Source organism: Sphingobium baderi, from assembly GCF_001456115.1.
Classification (GTDB): domain Bacteria; phylum Pseudomonadota; class Alphaproteobacteria; order Sphingomonadales; family Sphingomonadaceae; genus Sphingobium; species Sphingobium baderi_A.
In genome coordinates this window covers 1,553,567-1,574,771 of record NZ_CP013264.1, presented here as the reverse complement: position 1 = coordinate 1,574,771, position 21,205 = coordinate 1,553,567, and the positions used below count along the sequence as shown (strand labels likewise).

Here is a 21,205-nt window from a genome sequence, read left to right as displayed (position 1 = left end):
TATTCGGCGTCTTGCGATGGCTCCCAAGGTGCATAAAGGCAATAAGATGAAAGTCAGGTTCCCCAAGTTCGACTTCTCGAACATTCGCGCGCGTTGGGCTCCCAATGGGGAGTTTGCACAGCGTGCCAACGCGGCCTCGCTGATTCCCGCCTATATCGAACCCTATCTCTTGAAGGTGATGATAAAGGCGAAGCCCCTTATCGAGCCCTCCAAGACGCGCCTGGTAGAAGAGCTGGATATCTTCATCAAGCAGGAGATGCAGCATTGCAAGCAACACATCGCCTTCAACAGGCGTATGCACGAACTGGGCTATGCCTGGCTGAAGCCGATTGAGAGAGACTATGAGGCGACATATAAGCGATTTCTTGAAACGAAATCACTGCGCTTCAATCTCGCCTATTGCGAAGGCTTCGAGTCGCTGAGCGCGACGGCCTGCCAGCTCTATTTCGAGGATTATAATGAACTGCTGGAGGGCGCCGATGCGGAGCCCACGGACATGTGGCGATGGCATTTGGCCGAAGAGTTCGAGCATCGTACCGTATGCTCGGATGTCTATCATGAACTCAGCGGCCTAAATCCGATCTTCGCCTATTTCTATCGAATATATGGTTACTTCTATGCGTTGGTCCATCTCGGTCGATTTCAGATGATGGTTTCAAAGAAACTGCTGGAGCATGATCGCGCGAAGATGACGCCAGCCGAATTGAAAGAATCACTCGTGCGCGACAAATATGCCCGGAAAGTGATGGGCCGCCACTTCGTGAGTTTCTTCTTCCAGATTTGCTCACCCTTCTACGACCCCGCCAAGCGACGGGAACCTCAAGGCTATCGTGCCTATCTGGAGCAGTTCGAAAAGAAATATGACGCCGATAGGGAAGTCGTCGCAGCCTGAATTTCGTCCCTGCCATCCTGACCTGCATCTTTTGCAAACGGGCGTCCAATTTTCAGAGGGATACACAGAAACGTGAAAAGGCTCGACGGTAAAGTCATCCTCATCAACGGCGCGGGATCAGGAATCGGTAAAGCCTGTGCCGAGGCATATGCCCGGGAAGGCGCCAAAGTCATTGTCGCAAGCCAGAGCAAATCATCGGAGAAGGTTGCGGCCGATATCGTTGCCGCGGGTGGCAATGCACATCCCTTTGCAGCCGATATTTCGGATGAAACCGCCGTAAAGGGCCTGGTCGATTATGCGATCCAGACCTATAGTCGAATCGACGTCTTGCACAACAATGCTGCGATGACTGGCGACATCATGATGCAGGATCGTGATGTGGTAAACATGGACGTCGATCTATGGGACCGCACCATGGCCGTGAATCTTCGCGGCCCCATGCTTTGCGCCAAGCATGTGATCCCCCATATGCTGAGACAGGGTGGTGGCAACGTCATCACGACTGGTTCCACCAAAGCGCTGCAAGGCGATATCGGCCAGACCGCTTATGGCGCATCCAAAGCCGGTGTGCACAACCTCACCTACAATATTGCGGCGCAATATGGAAAATTCGGCATTCGCGCCAATGTGTTGATGGTAGGTTTGGTGCTCTCAGGCGCATTGGAGGACAATATGCCCGAACCGATCCGCCAGCTCATGCTGCGTCACAAGCTGACGCCATTCATCGGCGCGCCGGAAGACTGCGCGAAGGCTGCCATATTTCTGGCGTCGGATGAGTCCCGCTATACGACCGGTCAGAATTTGCATGTCGATGGAGGCTATTCCAATCACGCCCCTTCACTGGCGGAGTTCCGCGATCTGTTTGCCCATATGGCAGCACAGGATGGAGATGGTAAGAACTGATCGCCTTCCTCATCGATACGCGCTTGCCACGCAAATATCATGCGTCGGTCATGCCGCCTTTCGCACATGGACGCTACCGGCACAGCGCCATGGATCAGCAGGAACTGTTCGACCGCCACCCCGCTGAGCGTTGAGCATGATCTATATAGATGATGCCCCGGGAAATTGGTGCGGGATACAGAAATAATGACCGCCCGGCCAAAGCCAGAGCGATCCCGGACTGCGAACTAAAGCTTCACCGTCACACGCCTTATTCAATGTATTTCTGGATAGCTAATTTGCTCCCCTTCCGGTTCCAGCCGGACTGCTTGATAGCAACGCAGTCTACAGGTTGACGAGCGACCTTCACGGCAGCGTCGACATCGCCCTGTTGGGCGGCCATCTGCGGCCCCGAATGACAATCCGCCACGTCGTGCATTATTCGACACGCCATATATGATATGCCCAACCCATTCGATGCAAGGCGTTGCCGCAGTGATGAAGCCAGATCGCATCGAGCCTTTTAGCCCATATATATCTTTACGCATTAGGAGCGACACGCCCTCCTCTGCGCCGTGCAATGCCTGCCGCCATAATCCTAGAAAAGGGAAGATCAAAGCCTTGATTTCCGCTCCACCTTGACTTCTCAATCAAACTTTGAATTTTCGTGCATGATTTTTACGTTGCATTACGCCGCGCGGTTGTGCAGGATTGATAACAATCAAGAAGATCAGACCGGCTGCCCTTCCACTCACATTGCAGGCGCGGCGACAAGTCACGAGAAATGATTCGATCATGGGGAGGACGATGATGAGGGAAATTCCCAAAAAGGCTCTGCTTGCCGGTATCAGTGCAATATTCGCAGCGTCTCCGGGTGCTTATGCACAAAGCAATACCTCCACTCAATCTGTAAGCGATAACGAAATATCGGATATCGTCGTCACCGCGCGCCGGCGGGCTGAAAGCCTTCAGTCCGTTCCTGTAGCGATCACTGCGATTACGGCCGATGTCCTGCGTGAAAAGGCGATTACCACGCCATATGATCTCGGCAATTCGACGCCCGGCATTGTCGCCGCCACCGGCAGTTCGCAACGTAACGACGTGCTTTACTTCATCCGTGGCCAGGGCGCGACCTTCGGGAGCTCGCCATCGGTGGTCACTTATTTCGCCGATGTGCCGCAGCAAACCAACTCCGCCTCCGGGGGGTCCAACATCACTTTCTACGATCTGGAGTCAGTCCAGGTTCTGAAGGGCCCGCAGGGTACTCTGTTCGGCCGCTCAACGACTGGCGGCGCGGTGTTGCTGACCCCCAAGGCGCCTTCGGGCGAGTTTGACGGGTTCTTCGAGGCAGCCTTGGGCAACTACAGTTCCCGGGAGTTTACCGGCGCGGTGAACGTGCCGATCTTTGAGGACCGGCTCGCGATCCGCGTGGCCGGCAACTACAGCTATCATGACGGCTTCTCGAAAAGTCTTACAACCGGACAGGATCTGGATGACCGCGACCGTTCGTCCTACCGGATCAGCGTGCTGGCGCGACCGACCGACTGGCTGACGAGCACCACCATCTTCTCGGATGTGAACATCAAGGAGAATGGAACGGCGAGCGTTCTTGGCACCTACGAACCCAATGGCGTGGCACGCCGCGTTGTGGATCCGCGCCTGCCCGGCGGATCGGTCATAACCGGATCGCTGCTCGACACGCGGGTGGGAGCCGGCATCCTGGGCGTTACGCCTGGAGTAACCGAGGCGACCGCCAGCGGTTATGGTTATATATCGGTGGCTGGCCTTTGCACCAATCCCGGCATCACGGCGCTCTATGCAGCCAGCGGCAAGTCGGTTGCGAACTGCATTAACGAGCGAATTGCCCTCATCAACGGCGTCCGCGCCAGCCTTGACGGAGAAGCAGCGCGCATCGCGGCGGGCGGAAGCGTCCGGCGGCTTGCGACCACAAGGCCGAACTTTCTTCGTTCACAGGTCCAACAGCTGATCAACACTACCGAGCTGAATTTCGGCGAGCTTGGATTCCTGGGCGACACCAGCTTCAAGAACATCTTTTCCACGACACGCAATCTTCACTCCGAAGTTGTCCGGGAGATTCAGGGCGGCGTCGGCTCAGGCGTGGTCTATAACGACCTCGATGTCAGCAACCCGAACTGCACGCCCACGCTTTGCACCGGACAGGTCAATGTCAGGGATTATGGCGCCGGCAAGAATGACTGGTTCGACGTATGGTCGGAAGAAGCACAGGTGTCCGGCCAGATCGGCGGCAGCCATGACTGGATGATCGGCTACTTCACGGAACATTCCAACGTGAACGCCTATCTCAACTATCCGGCCATCTTCCAGACGCTGAACGGCGCCTTCACGGTTCCGGCGGGACTTCCGGGCATATCGACTGGCTACAATCGCGACTATAAATCTTCGCAAACCGGTTATTTCGGGCAGGCGACCATCGATTTCGCCGCCTTCGGCTTCGAAGGCCTGCGTTTGACCGGCGGCTATCGGTACAGCGTTGTCAAACAATCGCTTCTGGCGGTGAACGCGCTTCTCCCCCCCACGGGCGTGATCGTCGCACCGGACAACCCGGCTATCACGACGGACGATCCGATCCCCGCTTCCCTCAAGCAAACGGCGGACAGCTATACTTTTTCGCTCGACTATAAATTCTCGCCGGATGTCATGGTTTATGGCACCACGCGCAAGGGCTTCAAGCAGGGAGGCATCAACATCCAGTCGATCCTGCCGGCCCAGAACGGGGTGGCAGCGGCTTTGCCGACGTTCAAGCCTGAAACAGTCACTGACTATGAATTGGGCATCAAGGCAGATTATAATCTGGGCGGCATCCGCATGCGGACCAATCTGGCGCTGTTCCAGGCGGATTTCTCCGGCCTGCATCGCGCCACTTCCTTCTTCAACGGCCAGACCGCATCGAACCAGATCGAGAATGCCGCAAAATTGCGATCGCGCGGCCTTGAACTCGAACAAGTCATCCGTTTCACCCCCGCCTTCACGGTCAATGTCAATTACGCCTATCTCGATGCCAAGTTCAGGAGTTTTCCGGGCGTGATCGTCCGTCCGTCAGACGGAGCGATCATAGAACGATCTCGTACCCCCATAACGGGTGCGCCAAAGCACAAGTTGGACGTCGCGGCGCGATATCAATATGATGCAGGTGACACGGGTGACTTCATATTGGCTGGCAATGTGTCGTATCAGTCTCGTACGAGCGTCTCGGACGATGCTCTTTTCTCGCTCACGCCAGAGGAGCAATCTCCCTACGCCATCGTCAATCTGCGTCTCGACTGGAACAATATCATGGACAATGCAGTCGACCTCAGCATTTTCGTGAAGAACTTGTTCAACGAGACATACAGGACCGGCGCGGGCAACCTCGTCAGCTCCCAGCTCGGTACGACACCTTATGTCTATGGCGATCCGCGCGTGTACGGTGTGCAGCTTCGGGCACGGTTCGGTCGCTCGGCGGAACGCTGAAGTCTTTCGTCAGCGATGGCGAGGGAAGGACGCCGTTGCCGCGCCCTTCCCTCGCAACTCAAGCCACGTATGACTATTCAAGACGAGCAATCGCAATAACTCGCCCAGCGCCGCGCAAGACGGACGGTGCGTCAATCTTCGGCGCTGTTACCCTATCGCCCCCACTGGTAAGATGCCGGAAAGCACGCAGGGATAGTGCCGTTGAATTCAGGAGTGGAGTGACATGGACAGCCAAGCGGCCGCAACGCTCATTGAGCGCGTCGAACGGGAAGCAAAGCGCATCACTTATCCGGCGGATTTCCCCGCGCTGCCCGATTTGCCAACCGCCCGCTACTGCGATCCGGCCTTCTTTGCTCTGGAAATGCAGTATGTTTTCAACAAGACATGGCTCTATGCCGGTCATGAAAGCGAATTGCTTGAACCCGGCGCTTACAAGCTGTTCACCGAGATGGATCGCTCTGTCATTCTCAGCCGAGGCAAGGACCGGACCATCCGCGCATTCAAGAACGCCTGTCGCCATCGCGGCGCGGCGTTGGTGACTGAACCGGCGGGCATCGCAAAGCGCTTCATCTGCCCCTATCATGCCTGGGGTTATGCCAGCGACGGCGAACTCAGGTCCGTACCGGAAGCACATAACTTCGCCTGTTTGAACAAGGCGGAAAAGCCGCTGCTCCAGGTGCGCTGCGAGCTATGGCGCGGTTTCATCTTCATCAATTTCGACGAAGCGGCGGAGCCTTTGGCCGACTTCATCGCCCCGCTCGCCGCACAAGCGGAGAGCTTCCCGTTCGAGCGCATGGTGGTCAAGCGCACATTGCGGACGGAGATCGCGTGCAACTGGAAGACAGCTTATGACAATTTTCTGGAAATCTATCATGTCGCGACTGTCCATCAGAAAACCATAGCGCCGTTCCTCGATTCAAAGAGCTTCGTCGTCACACCGCTGGAAAACGGGCACGCCCGTTTCACAACCCGTAAACGCATAGAAAATCTCTACGGCGCCAGCGACATCAAGGGATTGGATGAGAGGTTCAGGAGCCTGACCGTCGCCCTGCCCCGCTTTCCTAACGGCTTCACGGCACTGGACCCATCAGGCTTCAACTGGATGAACTTCTGGCCGATAGGACATGACCGGATGGCTGTCGTTTCCACTATATTCGGCGAGACATTGAAAGATTCCGATGCCGACCGCGCATATTGGGATGAATTCAGCGCCTATCAAGTAAAGATCCTTGACGAAGATCTTGGCCTGTTCACCACAATTCAGCGCTCCATGCGTGAAGGTGATCTTTCCACTCTGACCCTGAGCTATCAAGAGCAGTATTTGCAGTGGTATAATGAGCATATCGACCAGAAAATCGGACGCGATAACATACCCTCTCACTTGCGTGTAGTGCCGGTAATGACGGCAGCATTCGGCGATGAAGATCACCCGGCGGAGTGAGCGATGCTGGAGTGGGGCATTTCTGCCCCAGCTCATCCGTAAATGACAGAAATCTTGCCGCAATCACCCATATAGTCTCATTATCGCCAATCCGCCGATAGCAACGATCGATCCGCAACGGCGAGCAGAATCAACCCTTGATGCGGGCGCGCAGGCTAAGCGGGCTACGGACAAGATTCGAAAAGGCGTAGGTCGGCGGCCCGAGAATCTCGATGTCGAGATCGCGTATAAGGGCCTCCTCCCAAAGGATACGCAATTGCATCTCGGCAAGCCGCGCGCCGAGGCAGCGATGAGGCCCCATTCCGAAGGCGGTATGCTGCCGGGCATTGGGGCGATCGATCTGGAGTCTGTCGGCGTCTTTAAAGACGCTCTCATCGCGATTGCCGGAAATGTACCACATCACGACCTTGTCACCTGCGGCAATCGTCTGATCACCCAATTCAACATCGCATGTCGCCGTGCGGCGCTGATAGATGACCGGGGTCTGGTAACGGATTATTTCCGCTGCAGCATTTCCGGCCAACCCTGGATTGGCCTTCAATTTCCGCCATTCATCAGGAAACTCGCTGAAGCCCCATGCGCCGCCTGACATCGAGTTGCGGGTTGTGTCATTTCCTCCCACGAGAAACAAACCGAACAACGCGCAGATTTCGTCGAAGGAGGCGGAGCGCACACCCTCATCATGTGCGAGAAGCGAAATGATATCGTAGCTCTGTTCCTCTTTCTGACGCTGCTGCCAAAGCTCCATCATCGTCATGTAGAAGTCCTGGAGGCCAGCCTGGCGCTCCGCCTCGGTCCGGACGGGGCTTTCGGGATCGTCGAGATCGGCGGTCAGCACATCGGACCAGTGCACCAACTTGTGCCGCTGTTCGACGGGATAGGCGAACAATGTAGCCAACATCATCGATGTCAACTCGATCGAAACCCGCTGAACCCAATCAAACTCTTCGTTGCGCGGCAACGCATCCAGCACCCTGCCGGCGCGCTCACGGATCAGACTCTCCATTTGCGCGAGGCTCCTGGGCGCAACCACCGCCGTTACATTCTTTCGCTTTTCCGTATGTACTGGTGGGTCCATTTGCATGAATGAAGCTGCGACGCGATCTTCTATCGTGACCCCCCCATGAAGATAAGAAGAAGAAAATGACAGTGGATCGGTATCGACGCGAACAATATCGGCAAAACGCGTGATCGACCAATAGGGCCCACTACGGCTCCGTGGGCAGTAATATACCGGATGCTCCGCGCGAAGCTGAGCGAATAGCGGGCGCCAGCTATCGTCGCGATAAATCTGCGGATGACTGACATCCAGCGCATCTGCGGCTTCCATGATCTGTTGCAAGATACCCTCCTCGTCGTTTTTTTATAATTTTGTCTATTGGCCTTCCGGGATTTCCACAATCAACCCGTCGTGAATTGCAATCAGATTAACCTGGCATGCGAGCCGCGAGTTCGGGCGGGCATCGACAGGCGCTCCAAAGATCATGGTTTCCTCCGTCGAGCCGGGTTCGACGCGGCCAACTCGCTCAACCCATGCCGGATCTACATAGACATGGCATGTGCCGCAGGCGCATTGGCCGCCGCAGTCTCCTGGGATACCGATTATATCGTTGGCCAGCGCGACATGCATCAGCGTGTCGCCCTCACTCGCCATTACAATGCGCTCGCCGGCTTCGGCGTTTCGAAAGATGATCTGCATTCCTCTCCCGCTCTATTCGTATCGAACTTTAACGACCAGCCGCCTATTTCATTGTCGACAGCTGGGGGATAACTATCTTACCACAGAATACCGCTGACAAAAGCGGGAAAGGATGAGGATAGCCGATGAATCAGGACATTGAGAAGAATCGCGACGTCGCGCTCCGGCTGGTGAAAGCTGTTGGATCTGGCGACATGGCAACCGTAAAAAAACTGATCCACCCAGATCTCGACTGGTGGCTGAACGGCATGGGCCATCTCGATCATGATGCATTCCTTGCCTCGTTGCACATGTTGCACAGTGCAAAAACGGGCGGGTTCACCGTCATCACCTCGACTGCCGATGCGGATCGCGTCGCCGTCGAGATGGTGGGACATTTCGAATATGAAGATGGGCGCATCTATGACAATAATTATTGCGAATTGATGACGCTGAAAGACGGGCTGGTCTATAAAGTTCATGCCTTTTTCGACACTGGAGCGGCAGAAAAGGCGTTCGGAGCGACGCCTAGTTAGAAGTCCTCCGCACAATTCGCGTCCGCCTTTATTAAAGAGAGAAGATCAAACAAGGAGAGCCTAGGTGAATATGGCAATATCATCCGACGTTCCCGTTTTCGCCGAGCTGGACCCGCTCGATCCTGATCAGGTCGCTGATCCTCATTTCTTGCTGGCGCAGGCACGCCGTAACCATCCCGTTTTCTTCATGCCTAAATATGGCTGGTATGTCGTGACCCGACTGGATGACATTACGCGTATCGCGAATGATCCAGAAACCTTCTCGAACCGGATGTTCGTTACCGTTCCCGAAGTCCCTGCGGGATTCCGCACGCGTCTGCCGCTGGGGTTTCCGATGAAGGTTCAGCTCGCAGCCGCCGATCCGCCGGCCCACGGGCGATTGAAGCGCTACATGCAAGCCGCCCTTTCGCCCCGCATCATAGCTGCACACGCCGATCAGATTCGCCAGATTGCGCGTCAACTCGTCGATGAGATGCTACGCAGTCCAGATCGCCAGGCAAATCTCGTGACCAGCTACGCCGATCGCATTCCGATGATGGCGATTGCCGCGTTGCTCGACGCTCCTGTAGAAGATTATGATCGCTATCGGCTATGGGTCGATGCCTCGCTCGAACTCATCACCACCAACCCCTCGCCAGAACGGCTAGAGTGCCTTGCCGAGACGCTTCAGGATTTCGACAGCTTCATCCGCAAGCTGATCCATGACCGGCGCGAACGGCCCGGCGAGGATGCGATCTCGAAGATGCTGGCCGCAGCCGATGAAGGGGATGCGCTGGGCGAGGAAGAGATTCTCGGCCTTGTCAGCTCGATGCTTCTCGGCGGGACGGATACAACCAGCACGGCCATAGGCAATATGGTGTGGAATCTTCTCCACCATCGTGATCAGTGGGAGGCCGTTCGAGCCGACCGTAGCCTGCTCGCCAAAGCTTTCGAAGAAAGCGTACGCTTCAGGGATCCCGGACGCGGGCCGATCAGGGTTGCGACACAGGATGTAGAAATCCGGGGAATACCAATCCCTAAGGGGTCATTAATTCAGCTCTGCACGATGGCGGCAGATCATGACGAAACCGTGTTTGATCACGCCGACAGATTTGATATTTTTCGTAACGACCTGAAAATTGCACCGGCCTGGGGGCGAGGTATTCATATGTGCGTCGGTCGCCTGCTTGCCCATCTTGAAGGGGAGATCGCCCTCGACATACTGCTGGATCATGTTCCAGACCTCGAACTCGTCGGCGACGGCGGCCGTTTGTACACGCCGCAGTTAATGATGCCCACGCTACGCTGCCTGAATGTCAGCTGGTGACCGACATCCTTAGCGGGCCAATCTAGGGTCTGTACTCAATAAGGTTGCGCGAGACCGTTTCGGCGGGTTCAATGCTTTCTGTGAGAAGCAGGAGACATTGATGGCGCGGCAGTTGACGTGGTTGAGCGATGCGGAGTGGGCTAAGATCGAGCCTTTGCTGCCGCAGGGACGCAAGGGTGCGCGGCGTGTCGATGACCGGCGGGTGATCTCGGACATCATTCACATGCTCAAGATCGGTGCGCGGTGGCGCGGGACACGGACCTTGCACAACGATCTACAACCGTTTCCACCGCTGGAGCGGGCAAGGCGTCTGGTTCGCCGTCTTCGAGGCGTTGACCGGATATAGCGGGATGTGGGGCTCGTCCGCGATCGGTTCCACCAGCATCAAGGTTCATCGTTCGGCAGCCGGCGCAAAAGGGGAGATTCGCTCAAGGCATCGGAACCTCGCGCGGCGGACGCACCAGCAAAATCCACGGACTGACCGATGCTGCCGGACGGCCACGCGTCCTGCTGATCTCGCCCGGCAGCTTCTCCGACATGACCATCGCGCCCGCCCTGATCGAAGCTGCACATGGCCGCTTCGACCGGCTCATTGCCGACCGTGGCTATGACAGCAATACCATCCGCACCTCTATCCAGGCCCAGGGTGCCGAGGTCGTCATCCCCGCTACCCGCAGCCGCAAAGAACCGATCCCCTATGATCGTGACGCCTATCGAACCCGCAACCTCGTCGAACGCCTCTGGTGCCGCCTGAAGGACTGGCGATGCATCGCCGCCCGCTACGACAAGCTCGCAGCCAACTATATGGCAGGCGTCTTCCTCGCTGCCATACTTACTTTCTGGTGACGCCAGCATCATCAGGATGAAGGCGCCCAAGAAAGATTGGCTACCGTAGACGGGTACTGCTGCCTTTGTATCCGATCATGGGATTGATCGGCGGGATAGCTGGTGGGATGCGGGGGGGTGTAGGCGAAGCGGGATGTCGCGCTCGCGCAATTCTTGTTTCAGGCGGGGCCGGGCACGGCTTTGCGGGGTTTTGTCGAGGCGATTGTGCTGGTGGTGGGTGGCGCACGGGAGATCGACGTGCGCGGCGATCTGGCTGGCATTCTGTCGATGGCCTTGGCCTTTGAACGCAAAAAGCCCGCCTTGCGGGCGGGTTTGGGGGTGGTGGTTTTTATGTGGTTGCGGGAGGGCGATCTAACAGAGACCGACAAACACATGAAAAATCTGGTTTGTCGGTCTCGGTGGTTGCGGGGGCTCGCAACAACCGACACCAACATATACTACGCGTGGCGATCTGATGAGACCTGTGCGCGGGTGGGCGTAGAGCTATGAAATCGCGCAGCTATTCGATGGGTTATCGATCCGGCCTGCGCTTTGCGGTCGGAGGCGATATCATGCTGGAACGAAGAGAATATTCATCGTGCGCTCGAGGTTGTAGGCAATGGCTGTGAGGCGGACTTGGACGGCGGCTTTGGCGAGACCTCGCCATCGCATTCGGCGCAAGCCGTAGGATCGTTTCCATGTACCGAAGATCTTCTCGATGCGGGCGCGCACGCGATGGATCGGTTGATTCCATTCATGGAGCTTGCGGAGCGTTTCAGCTTCGTCGCGGCCCCACATGCCGGTGGCGACGATCCGGGGAATGCCGCCCTTTGCCAGCACCGCATTACAAAAGTGATTGCCGCGATAGGCGCTGTCGGCAAACACCTCACCGGGATTGTCGGGCAAGGCATCGGGTCCCGCTTTGCCGTCATTGATATTGGCCGATGTGATCGACACTTCCTCGACCAACGCGGTATCGGCATCGGCGCCAACATGGGCCTTGAAGCCGTGAACGGCCCGCTTTCCCTTGTGTTTTACCCTGCGCGCATCATCATCGCCTTCACTTGCTGAGGCTATGATGGTGGCATCGACCAGGGTTCCGGTCTTGACAGTCACTGCCTTGGCCTTGAGCTGCATGGTCACGGTTTCAAACAGCGATCGGTCAAGTTGGTGCGCGACCAGCAGCCGACGGAACCTGACAAACGCGGTACGCTCTGGCGTCGCCTCATTCGCGGAAAACCCGCAGAAGCGGCGAAACGAGGCCCGATCGTCAAGGGCCTCAGCCAGCTTCACATCGGACAGATCATACCAGATCGACAACAGGAGGGCTTTGAACATTGCCAGAGGCGGCTAGGCGGGCTCACCTTTGGAGGCCGGATAAAGCGGATCAAGAAGAACCGCGACCGCGTGCCAATCAACCAGCGATACAAGCGCGTCCAACGATGACGTCGTGCGCTCGGACCCTGAAAACCCAAACCGGTCCTGACCAATTGAACGCTGCGCCACTGCCGCTCTCCTCCCTGGAAAGCCCATAGAATCAGCATTTGAGGCGCCTGTCTACACCCACCCGCGCACAGGTCTCCCTGATACCAAATCCCGTTGAGGCTGACTCATTGGGATTGAACGAACCCGCTGACGCGGGAGAGGCGTGCGTATTGGCTGGAATGGCCTCCTGATGGGAAGGTTTGGTTGCTGAAGACCAACCCCTGATCAGGAGACCATCCCATGGCTGATACCACCACGCCAGCGGTGAGCCCGCTGCGCCGCCGTATGATCGACGACATGATGCTGCGCAACCTGTCGCCGGCGACACAACGATCGTACTTGCACGCCGTCACGAAGTTCAGCCGCCATTTCGGGCGCTCGCCAGATCGGCTTGGGCTCGAGGATGTCCGGGCATTTCAGGTCTATCTCGTGTCTCAGGGCATATCCTGGCCGTCGCTGAACCAGACCGTTTGCGCGTTGCGGTTCTTCTACGGTGTGACGCTGAACCGGGGCGAGATACCCGAGCGGATTGCCTATGCGCGGATGCCCCGCAAGTTGCCGGCGATTTTGAGCGCTGACGAAGTGGTGCGCTTTCTCGAAGCGGTTCCGTCCCTGAAGACGCGGGCGGCATTGACCACAGCCTATGCCGCCGGACTTCGCGTATCAGAGGTCGTGAGCCTCAAGGTCGGCGATATCGACAGCGACCGGATGCTGCTCCAGGTCCGGCATGGCAAAGGCGCCAAGGATCGCACGGTGATGCTGTCGGCCCAACTGCTCGATATCCTGCGCACCTATTGGCGCCTGACGCGGCCAACCGACTGGCTCTTTCCAGGACGGGAAGACGGGCCGATCAACGTTACCGTTCTGCATTCGGCGTGCCGGTCCGCCGCAAAGGCGGCAGGTTTGACCAAGAAGGTCAGCGTGCACACGTTGCGGCACAGCTTTGCCACCCACCTTCTGGAGAGCGGTGTCGATATCCGCATCATTCAGGTTTTGCTGGGGCACAACAGCCTGTCGACGACGGCGCGCTACACGCAGGTTGCCACGACCACGATCGCTGCGGCGCAGAGCCCGCTTGATTGCTTGACCCTCGAGGTGGTGCCACCCGCCTGACGCGCCACCGTGCGCTCCGAGTTGGAGGTGGCGGATATATTCCGCCGTCATGGCCATGCCTATGCCCGCGTTCACGACGGCCACCTCGGCCGGGTGGAACGCCGCGTCATGTCCGCGATCGAGTTGTGCCGGACGGCGGCGCTCGGTGGGCATGTCGAGACCTGCGATGACTGCGCGCACTCGCGTGTCGCCTATAACTCCTGCCGCAACCGGCATTGTCCGAAGTGCCAAGGTATTGCCCGCGACCAGTGGCTTGCCGATCGTGAAGCTGACCTTCTGCCCGTTCCCTATTTCCATGTCGTATTTACCGTGCCCGGCGAGGTCGCTGCGATCGCCTACCAGAACAAGCGGCTGCTCTATGGCATTCTCTTCGAAGCCGTCGCCGTGACGCTCAAGACCATCGCACAGGTCGACCGGCACCCACGGCGAAATTTGCATTTAGGTGGCCGCATGTTGTCCGGGCCGAAAAGATCGAGGTCCACAGAAGTGTCCAGAAGCCCGGCTCGAACACTGCCCGCTAGTTGGACGGAACCACGCTGCGCCAAGGGAACTCGCGTCGGCTCTGCGAGGAGGGTACATCGTCATCGATGAGGCACGAACTCAGCATGTCCCGAAGATCGTTCAGAAAGATGCCGGGCGGGCGTGTTTCGGCATTGATCATTCCGCACATTGAGTCGCGGGGAAGATCGCTCTTCTTCCACCACGGTGGATTAGTGCCGCGCGATCACCTCAGGCGATAGCCTCCGAGACATGGGCTCGGAGCCGCCGTCATGGAACCACATTGGACGTCCTTGCTCCACGTGCGCGAAAGATACTATTTCCGTACCTGACCCGCATGTGCGCAACCACCGAATTTCGATAATGCTCCTGTCGCCACGGCGTTGGGCTATGGTAGATGCCAACCGCTTTCCAATAATTACGCGTTGATCGCAGCGCTGAAAGAAATATCCACCGGGCGGCGTCTGCGTTGAAGCAGGCATCGAATTGCAACCATCGGCGGACATCAACTTCGGTGCGCCCTAGCAACGTTGCTATTCTGGGTATCCACCAGCTATTGACCTGCATCGGCCCGAGATCGTGGCTCCCGTTGGTGTTTGCGACCTCTGCGCCGATCCAGCCAGCCTCCTGGTCCCGCAATCCCCAAAGTGTCTTTTCCAGCCAGGGTCTTCCCAGTGATGCACGATGGATGCAGTCAGCGATGATACGTTCGGCCTGCGCGCTTCCAGATTTCGCCCAAGCGAGTTGCGGTACAAGCGTCCCTATAACTATGGCCGGCCACAAGAGTTTGGTTATGCCCCACATCATGTCCGTCCCCCCACTCTGCGATATTGGTCGGCGTAGTTGGCAAGGGGCTGCCAGTTCAGGCAGCGGACCGCCGGTCACAAGGGACAGCAGCGCGCGACCGGAAACGATTGCGACACGGGCGTTCCCCGTCACCATGACGCGGCTTTGCGGACCTGTACGGCCGGTATGGATGAACAGGCCCCGTCGTCCTTTTGCACGGCACAGTGCTTCGAAGGCTGCGACATGTTCCGGACGGATAGCGCCAGCATAGCGCTTCGCCTGGATCAACCAGATCTCGCTGTCGATCATGACCTGCCCATCAATTCCGCCATCACCAGTGTAGCGGCGGCCTTGAACAACCCCATGCCCGCGCCGCTCGAAACATTCGAGCAGCAGTTCCTCGAATGCCAAGGGATCCATGGCACGCAGGCGCGCATAGAGAAGCTGGGGTGGCTGCAGACGGTCTCTCCCGCTCAGTTGAAGCGCCATGGTCCTCGCCTGTCGACGGCGCCAGCGATGGCGTATCGGCACGCGGGCGCGATGGGGCAACAGCGCCAGCAGCGCGACGAGAATAGCGGAAAGAGCAAGCAGCATGGCGGCGACCTTATCGTTCGGGCCCATGGGCAGGTTCGGAATGAGGCTGTGGCAATCGCGGCTGCTCTGGCACCGGGGCCGACGCCTCGATGTGATGGGCATCGCGCTGCGCACGTGCATGATCGAGGATGCCGCCCAGAAACCGGTCAAGTACCTGCGCGATACTTCGGGCGCCTTCGGCAAGATGTTCAGCTGCCCCTCGCGGCGGCGCATCCCGCCGGTTGAGATAATGTTCGAGCGCATGATCGCGACGCTGCGTGCGCATTTGTTCCTGTTCGGTCTTGAGCGTTGCGAGGCGTCCTTCATGGCGCGTGCCGAAGGCAACGACCTGATTTTGCTTCATCCGCCCCAGCCCTTCGGCGGAAGAGGTTTTCTCCCCGGACTGGCGTTCCAGCTTGGCGATCAGTTCCTTGACGTCATTGGTCCATAGCCGCACGCCGTACATCGCCCGGGTTATGGCGGTGTAGAAGTTCTGGGCGTTGACCAGCGGCGACTCGACGGGTGCCAGAACGAAAACGCGCGGATAGGTCTTCGACTGGGAGGAATAGACGGTCTCGGCATAGCCATGATCCCAGGTTCGGTGTTCGGACAGATTGACTTGCTGGACACGCCCGCCGCGATCCCAGCGGACTGTGGCCATGTCTCCGTCCAGCTTCTCCACCGTGCCGCGCTCGGCGTTGCGCAGATCGAGATCGCGATTGACGAGACGCCATTGGATGCGGTCGCCTTGTGCCAGTTCCCGTTCTTCGGGATTGAACACATTGATATGCCGCGCCTTGGTGGTCTGCGGATCCCATTTGATGGTGCGTCGCTGCTCATCGACAAGACGGACGACCTGGCGGCCGTTGCCGTCCCGTCCCAGTCCGACCACGCGATAGTCCGCGCTGCGCGCTACACCCAGGCTGGCAATGTCGCGGTCGAACCGTACAACCTGCCCTGCTCCGTAGAAGCGGGCCATATGCTTCTCGATGTCGGTAAGGCCGGCAGGGGCGAGGATGGAGAGCCGGCTATCGTCGGCAGCGAGCGCGTTTTCATTTCTCAGCGCCTCGCGGATCTTGCTGTTGACGATCAGCCGGGTGGCGTTGTCGAGAACCAGGATGTTCGTTCCGGTCCGTGTTTCCGCCTTGAGGCGGACCCAGGCGCTAACGACCTGGGTGGCCATCTCTTCGTTGTCGCCGGCCGTGTTGACGCTGTCGAGTTTGCCCAGGGCGGCTGCGAAATTGCCTGCGCGAGCCGCCGTCACGGCCGATTTGATGGTCCTGGTTTCCTGTCGCACCGCCTCCGTCAGTTCGACGGTCGGGAGACCGAGGCGACGCATCAGCCAGAAGGGTTTGCCCTGCTCGATAGCTCCGGTCTGCTTCTCGTCTCCCAGCAGCAACAGCCGAGCGCCTGTCGACCTGCTGATCTCCAGCAGACGGCGGGCCTGACGGTTACCCAATTGACCCGCCTCGTCGAGCACCAGCACATGACTGTCGGTGATCCCCTGCCCGCCACGGGCAACGAAACTCGCGGCGGTATGGGAAGCGATGTTCGCCTTGGTCCCCAGTTCCGCCGCCGCTGAGGATGTGGGCGCGAGCGCGATCAGGGTCGTGCCGGGTTCGGCCACCTCGCCGAGGATCTTCACCAGGGTCGATTTGCCGGAGCCCGCGACGCCGTGGATACCAGTGATCCGGTCACGCGTCAGCGCCGTTTCGACAAGCGCGCGTTGCTGTTCCTGGTTCAATATGGTGTCCTCGAGGGCACGCAGAACACGGTCGCTCGATGCGATGGGCCGGGCATCGCCAAGGCCAAGGGCGATATGCTGGGTCAGGGCCAGTTCAAGCCGCCAGGACTTACGGCTGGTCCGCCCGCGCGTCAGAATCTTGTCACCGGTTTGCTCGTGCGTCGGCAGCAGTTTGCGGATCGCTTCGTGGTTTTCGAGCCGCGGTCGCACATCCTCCAGCCGAACCTCTCCGACATGGGCGGCAAGACCGGTGCGCAAGATATCGCCCAGGTTGTTGACCGCTTCGGTGGTTTCCAGTTGCCGGAGTCCGAAGAGCGCTGCGCGGGACGCTTCCCTGTCCGTGGGAGACAGGTGCTCGCCTTCCCGCTCCCTGCCGGCGGCGACGATCTTCTCCAGCACCTCGAGCAATGCCCCGGTGCGCTGGAGCCACTGGACAAGGAGTTCTTCATGGCCGATCTTCACCTTGGCCTTGCGTGTCGCATAGAAGGAGGCGCGCTGCGCCTTCTGGCCGACCAGCCCGTGCTCGCGCGCATGATCCTCGATCTCCTCGGCGCGCTGTGAGAATTTTTCGATCAGGGATTGGGGAACGCCGCGTATCTCGAACAGGCCGGAGCGCGGATCAAAATCGATCTGGTGCCCTGCTTCGCGCAAGGCGAAGGCCAGCGCATTGCGGTAGATCTGTCCGGCAACGCGCTGCTCGCCATACATGACCCTGCTTTCCAGGCTCGCCATCGGATCGCCATCCTGGCGGTTGGTCATGTTGAGGACGACGACATGGGTGTGGAGATGTGGGTCGAGTTCGCGGCTGCCATGTTCGGTGAACCGGGCGACGAGAATGCGCCCGGTCGTTTCATGGACGATCTTGCCCTCGTCACGGCGGCGCAGTTGCGCCTGTTCCTCCAGATAGCCGATTGCTGCCGTCACCGCCTGTTCATGAGCTGCCAGCACACGCTCATCGCCAGCGACCAGTGCCATGATAGAAACGGACTTGGGCGCATTGACCGCGAAGTCCCAGCCTGGGTGATGCTGGATTGTTCCGTCGGCGCGGTAACGGCCCAGTTGTTGGTCGCCGACCTTGCCGGCCAGGAGCTCGCGGAACATTTTAGGATCGACCGGCCCGGAGAGACCGACATCTGCGGCGAGTTTTCCGCCCCATTCGGAAGGCTCATCACCGCCCTTGGTGTAATAGTCCCCGATCGTATAGTAGCGGGCGATATTGGCAGGCTTGCCGTACAGGCGCCGAGGCTGGATCATGCCGGCTTCGCGGGTTCACGTGGCCCATCATCGCGGCCATGCTGGACAAGATCGGAGCGAATCTCCCCCTGTTTACCGGCGAGGATGGTCCAGGCCTCGCGTGGCGGGACGGGCAGGTCGTCGCCTTCCCTGGCGTGCAGGATGTCTTCCACGAGCTTCGGATCGACCTTCGCCTGCGGCGGATTGAACAGGTCGGGTTGCCGTGGTGACGTACGGGGAGCTTTCGACGACGGCGCCGACTTCTCCGGCACGTCTGCAGCCGCTTGCGGAGGTGTCGGAGGGGGCAGATTCTGTGCGCTTTCTCGCTCGATGGCTTCCCTCACCCGGGCTTCGGCATGGGCGATACGAACCAGATCTTTGGCCTTGTCGACCAGCACCGGTGGATCGGTGCGTTCGAGAAAGGCCGGTCCCAGCGACGCGATAGCGTTGAAGGCGCTGTCGAAACGCACCACCGGAAGATTGCGGCCAAAGCGAAGGAAGCCGACAAGATTGGGAAGGTTGGTGACCTCGGTCGGAATGACCAGCGGCCGGGTCACCTGCATGCGTGACAGGTTGACGCCGTCCCGCATGTCGTTGACGCCATAGGACATGCCCTCGTTCGCCTCGACCTGTTCAACCTGGCCGAGATTTTCCGAGACATGTTTTGCTGTCGCTGTGTCGTTGGCTCGCAGCGCGACCCAAGTCGAGCAGTAGCCGGTGATGGCGGCGGCATCCTGGATGCCATAGGTCGCTTCGAGTTGCGGGTAGGACTGAAAGCCCAATATGCCGCACCCGCCATATTTACGGGCACGGGCGAGGAAGTCCGAGAGCGATGGCAGCTTCTGCAGCGTCGGCAATTCATCGATCACGCAATAGAGGCGGCGGTCACGATCGGGGGTCAGGCTCATAATCGCGCTGATCGCGATATCCAGCCAGACGGTGATGAGCGGGCGCAGCGAGGGAAGCTGATCGGCTTTCACCGTAATGAAGAGCCAGCTTCCCTCCTCGCCCTTCTCGACCCAATCGCGGATGGAGAAGCCGTCGTCGGTATCGTCAAGATAGCCGAAACTGCGCATCACCGAGGCGAGTTCGGCCTGGATTCCCGCGGATGTGCGCTCGCCCTCAGTGCTGATGAAGGCGGCGGCATCGGTACCACTGACAAAGGCTGCAAGGTCCTTGAGCTTCGAGCGGAGCAGCCTGTCGAGCAGGACTGAGACATAGGTGTGCTTCTGGCGGGCGAGCTTGCGCATCACCGCTACCAGCGTGCCTCTAGCCGCCTTCGCCCAGAAGGGATCGCCATGCTTGTCGGGAATGGTGGATTCGGCGATCTGATCATAGTGATAGTCGCGCGGCACATCGACCCAGGGTGACCAGCGCGCCGTACGCTGATCGAGCGGGTTGAGCAGCATATCGGTGCCCTGCCGGTAGAATTTCTCGACGAAGGTGCCGGCGGTGTCATAGACGATGGCGCGCCGGCGCGATTTGCGGATGCCCTCGAGCATGCCGACGATGAGGTTGGTCTTTCCCGTGCCAGGCGCGCCGCACAAAAGGATATGTTCGGGCTCATAGGCTTGCGGCACAGGCACTTTGCCTATCAGGAGCGGTCCCTTGGTCTGGCGCCAGAGTGCGCGCTTGACCTGCCGGATCGTGCCGAAGCGGGCACCGCGCAGATATTCGTTGGAGCCAAGCCCCCTGCCCGTTCGGGTGAAATAGAACCAGGCCCAAGCCAGCATGACGAGGCTGAACACACCCGAGATCAGCGCTCCATGGAGCAGATAGACCTCAAACGCATGCAAGGTCTTCCTGGCTAGGCTGGACGCAACGAGCCAGTCCGCCGAAGTCCGGTAGGCCTGGCCTTCGGGCGTGCGGAACTGAACGGGATCGTTGGTACCGGCTGCCGCGTCGACCTTGATCATCGCCTCGGCGAGTTTGAGCAGGACGAAGCGTTCATACTCTGTCGATTTCTCGAAGGCGTACCAGAATGTGCCGATGATCCAGATTATGAAGCTGGCCAACAGGGTCTGGTAGAAGACCTGCGTCGTCATTCGGACGTTATGGACGATAGCCTGTCCGCCGCGGGTCCATGAACCCAGCGTGTCGTTGCGGAAAATACTCACCGGACATCCTCCCCGCCCAGCAGCCCGCGCTCGGCGAGGATGGCGCGCGCCTGCGTCATGCCCTGCTCAAGTGCTGCGGGGGATTGTTGACCAACGGATGTGGCGACGATCGAGAGGATTTGGATCGAGGTGGCGAGTATCTCGTCCTGAGAGGAAAAGACATAGCGCTTGCGCTGATCGACGGCCTGCTCGAGCACCTGTCGGATGAAGACCGACAAGGGCAGGTTCGCGCCGCGAGCGCGGCGGATCAAAGCAAGATGGAGCGCCTCATCGAGACGAAAATTGAGCTTGGGCAAGCGAAGGAACTCCGTTGTCGGATACCTTCGCAGATGTCATGAAGCGGCTTCATATTACCGAATCCGTATTCGTCGCGCAAGTCGCTGCGATACGGACAGCCGTAATCAGAAGAGACTGTTGAAAAAGTCGTTGGGCTGACGGCGATACGGCGAGGCGCAGGGACGATGATCGGCGCGGCCAGCAGCCCTATCATCCTGCCATGGTTGCGGGCTTGGTGAGCACGAGGAGGTTTTGGCCCGCCGCAGCCATCAGGAATTCCTTTGCCTTGCCGCTCAGTCCTTCCAACTTCAGCCTTCGGATGCCCATC

Annotated in this window: 15 protein-coding genes and 2 pseudogenes; 10 read left to right on the top strand and 7 right to left on the bottom strand. The window is 58.8% G+C overall.

Annotation, left to right across the window (positions count from 1 at the left end; translation table 11 throughout):
* The first annotated feature begins 46 nt into the window (after positions 1-46).
* The 4 genes from ATN00_RS07865 to ATN00_RS07850 all read left to right on the top strand — a co-directional run bounded on the left by ATN00_RS07865 (position 47) and on the right by ATN00_RS07850 (position 6,707).
* Entirely contained in the window at positions 47-892 is an 846-nt protein-coding gene (locus ATN00_RS07865) for a metal-dependent hydrolase (RefSeq protein WP_197413691.1), read from the top strand.
* A 72-nt stretch (positions 893-964) separates the two neighbouring features.
* Positions 965-1,795, top strand: a complete 831-nt coding sequence (locus ATN00_RS07860) for an SDR family NAD(P)-dependent oxidoreductase (protein WP_062063708.1) — start codon at positions 965-967, stop codon at positions 1,793-1,795.
* A 786-nt stretch (positions 1,796-2,581) separates the two neighbouring features.
* On the top strand, positions 2,582-5,266 hold the full coding sequence (locus tag ATN00_RS07855) for a TonB-dependent receptor (protein ID WP_062063706.1): 2,685 nt from the start codon (positions 2,582-2,584) through the stop codon (positions 5,264-5,266).
* 223 nt (positions 5,267-5,489) lie between these two features.
* Entirely contained in the window at positions 5,490-6,707 is a 1,218-nt protein-coding gene (locus ATN00_RS07850; RefSeq protein WP_062063704.1) for an aromatic ring-hydroxylating oxygenase subunit alpha, read from the top strand.
* Between the two features lie 130 nt (positions 6,708-6,837).
* Here the strand turns inward: ATN00_RS07850 and ATN00_RS07845 are convergent, their stop codons facing one another.
* Both ATN00_RS07845 and ATN00_RS07840 read right to left on the bottom strand, forming a co-directional pair.
* A complete protein-coding gene (locus ATN00_RS07845) occupies positions 6,838-8,049 on the bottom strand; it encodes a cytochrome P450 (protein ID WP_231746423.1) in 1,212 nt (403 codons plus the stop codon).
* A 33-nt stretch (positions 8,050-8,082) separates the two neighbouring features.
* A complete protein-coding gene (locus ATN00_RS07840) occupies positions 8,083-8,406 on the bottom strand; it encodes a 2Fe-2S iron-sulfur cluster-binding protein (RefSeq protein WP_062063703.1) in 324 nt (107 codons plus the stop codon).
* A gap of 125 nt (positions 8,407-8,531) precedes the next feature.
* On the opposite strand from ATN00_RS07840, the gene ATN00_RS07835 reads away from it, so the two are divergent.
* The 4 genes and pseudogenes from ATN00_RS07835 (at position 8,532) to ATN00_RS07815 (ending at position 11,562) form a co-directional block, all read left to right on the top strand.
* On the top strand, positions 8,532-8,921 hold the full coding sequence (locus ATN00_RS07835) for a nuclear transport factor 2 family protein (RefSeq protein WP_062063701.1): 390 nt from the start codon (positions 8,532-8,534) through the stop codon (positions 8,919-8,921).
* A gap of 148 nt (positions 8,922-9,069) precedes the next feature.
* Positions 9,070-10,227 (top strand): cytochrome P450, encoded by a 1,158-nt coding sequence (locus tag ATN00_RS07830; protein ID WP_197413690.1) that lies wholly within the window; start codon positions 9,070-9,072, stop codon positions 10,225-10,227.
* A gap of 100 nt (positions 10,228-10,327) precedes the next feature.
* Positions 10,328-11,073, top strand: a pseudogene (locus ATN00_RS22810) (IS5 family transposase).
* A 180-nt stretch (positions 11,074-11,253) separates the two neighbouring features.
* A complete protein-coding gene (locus ATN00_RS07815; protein WP_156415242.1) occupies positions 11,254-11,562 on the top strand; it encodes a hypothetical protein in 309 nt (102 codons plus the stop codon).
* A 60-nt stretch (positions 11,563-11,622) separates the two neighbouring features.
* On the opposite strand, the gene ATN00_RS07810 is transcribed toward ATN00_RS07815, so the two are convergent.
* A complete protein-coding gene (locus ATN00_RS07810) occupies positions 11,623-12,390 on the bottom strand; it encodes an IS5 family transposase (RefSeq protein WP_197413689.1) in 768 nt (255 codons plus the stop codon).
* A gap of 432 nt (positions 12,391-12,822) precedes the next feature.
* On the opposite strand from ATN00_RS07810, the gene ATN00_RS07805 reads away from it, so the two are divergent.
* Positions 12,823-13,650, top strand: a complete 828-nt coding sequence (locus ATN00_RS07805; protein WP_231746422.1) for a tyrosine-type recombinase/integrase — start codon at positions 12,823-12,825, stop codon at positions 13,648-13,650.
* 9 nt (positions 13,651-13,659) lie between these two features.
* Positions 13,660-14,070, top strand: a pseudogene (locus ATN00_RS22805) (IS91 family transposase); the annotation flags it as partial.
* A gap of 348 nt (positions 14,071-14,418) precedes the next feature.
* Here the strand turns inward: ATN00_RS22805 and ATN00_RS24295 are convergent.
* From ATN00_RS24295 to ATN00_RS07780, 4 genes are read right to left on the bottom strand one after another with little or no spacing between them, the layout of a single operon-like run.
* Complete coding sequence (locus ATN00_RS24295; RefSeq protein WP_335338090.1) at positions 14,419-15,528, bottom strand: restriction endonuclease; 1,110 nt, start codon at positions 15,526-15,528, stop codon at positions 14,419-14,421.
* 10 nt (positions 15,529-15,538) lie between these two features.
* Positions 15,539-18,505 (bottom strand): MobF family relaxase, encoded by a 2,967-nt coding sequence (gene mobF, locus ATN00_RS07790; protein WP_062063693.1) that lies wholly within the window; start codon positions 18,503-18,505, stop codon positions 15,539-15,541.
* On the bottom strand, positions 18,502-20,601 hold the full coding sequence (locus tag ATN00_RS07785; RefSeq protein WP_062063692.1) for a type IV secretion system DNA-binding domain-containing protein: 2,100 nt from the start codon (positions 20,599-20,601) through the stop codon (positions 18,502-18,504). The genes mobF and ATN00_RS07785 overlap by 4 nt, the downstream gene beginning before the upstream one ends.
* A complete protein-coding gene (locus tag ATN00_RS07780; protein ID WP_062063691.1) occupies positions 20,598-20,897 on the bottom strand; it encodes a hypothetical protein in 300 nt (99 codons plus the stop codon). Before ATN00_RS07780 ends, ATN00_RS07785 begins: the two co-directional genes overlap by 4 nt.
* Between the last annotated feature and the right edge of the window lie 308 nt (positions 20,898-21,205).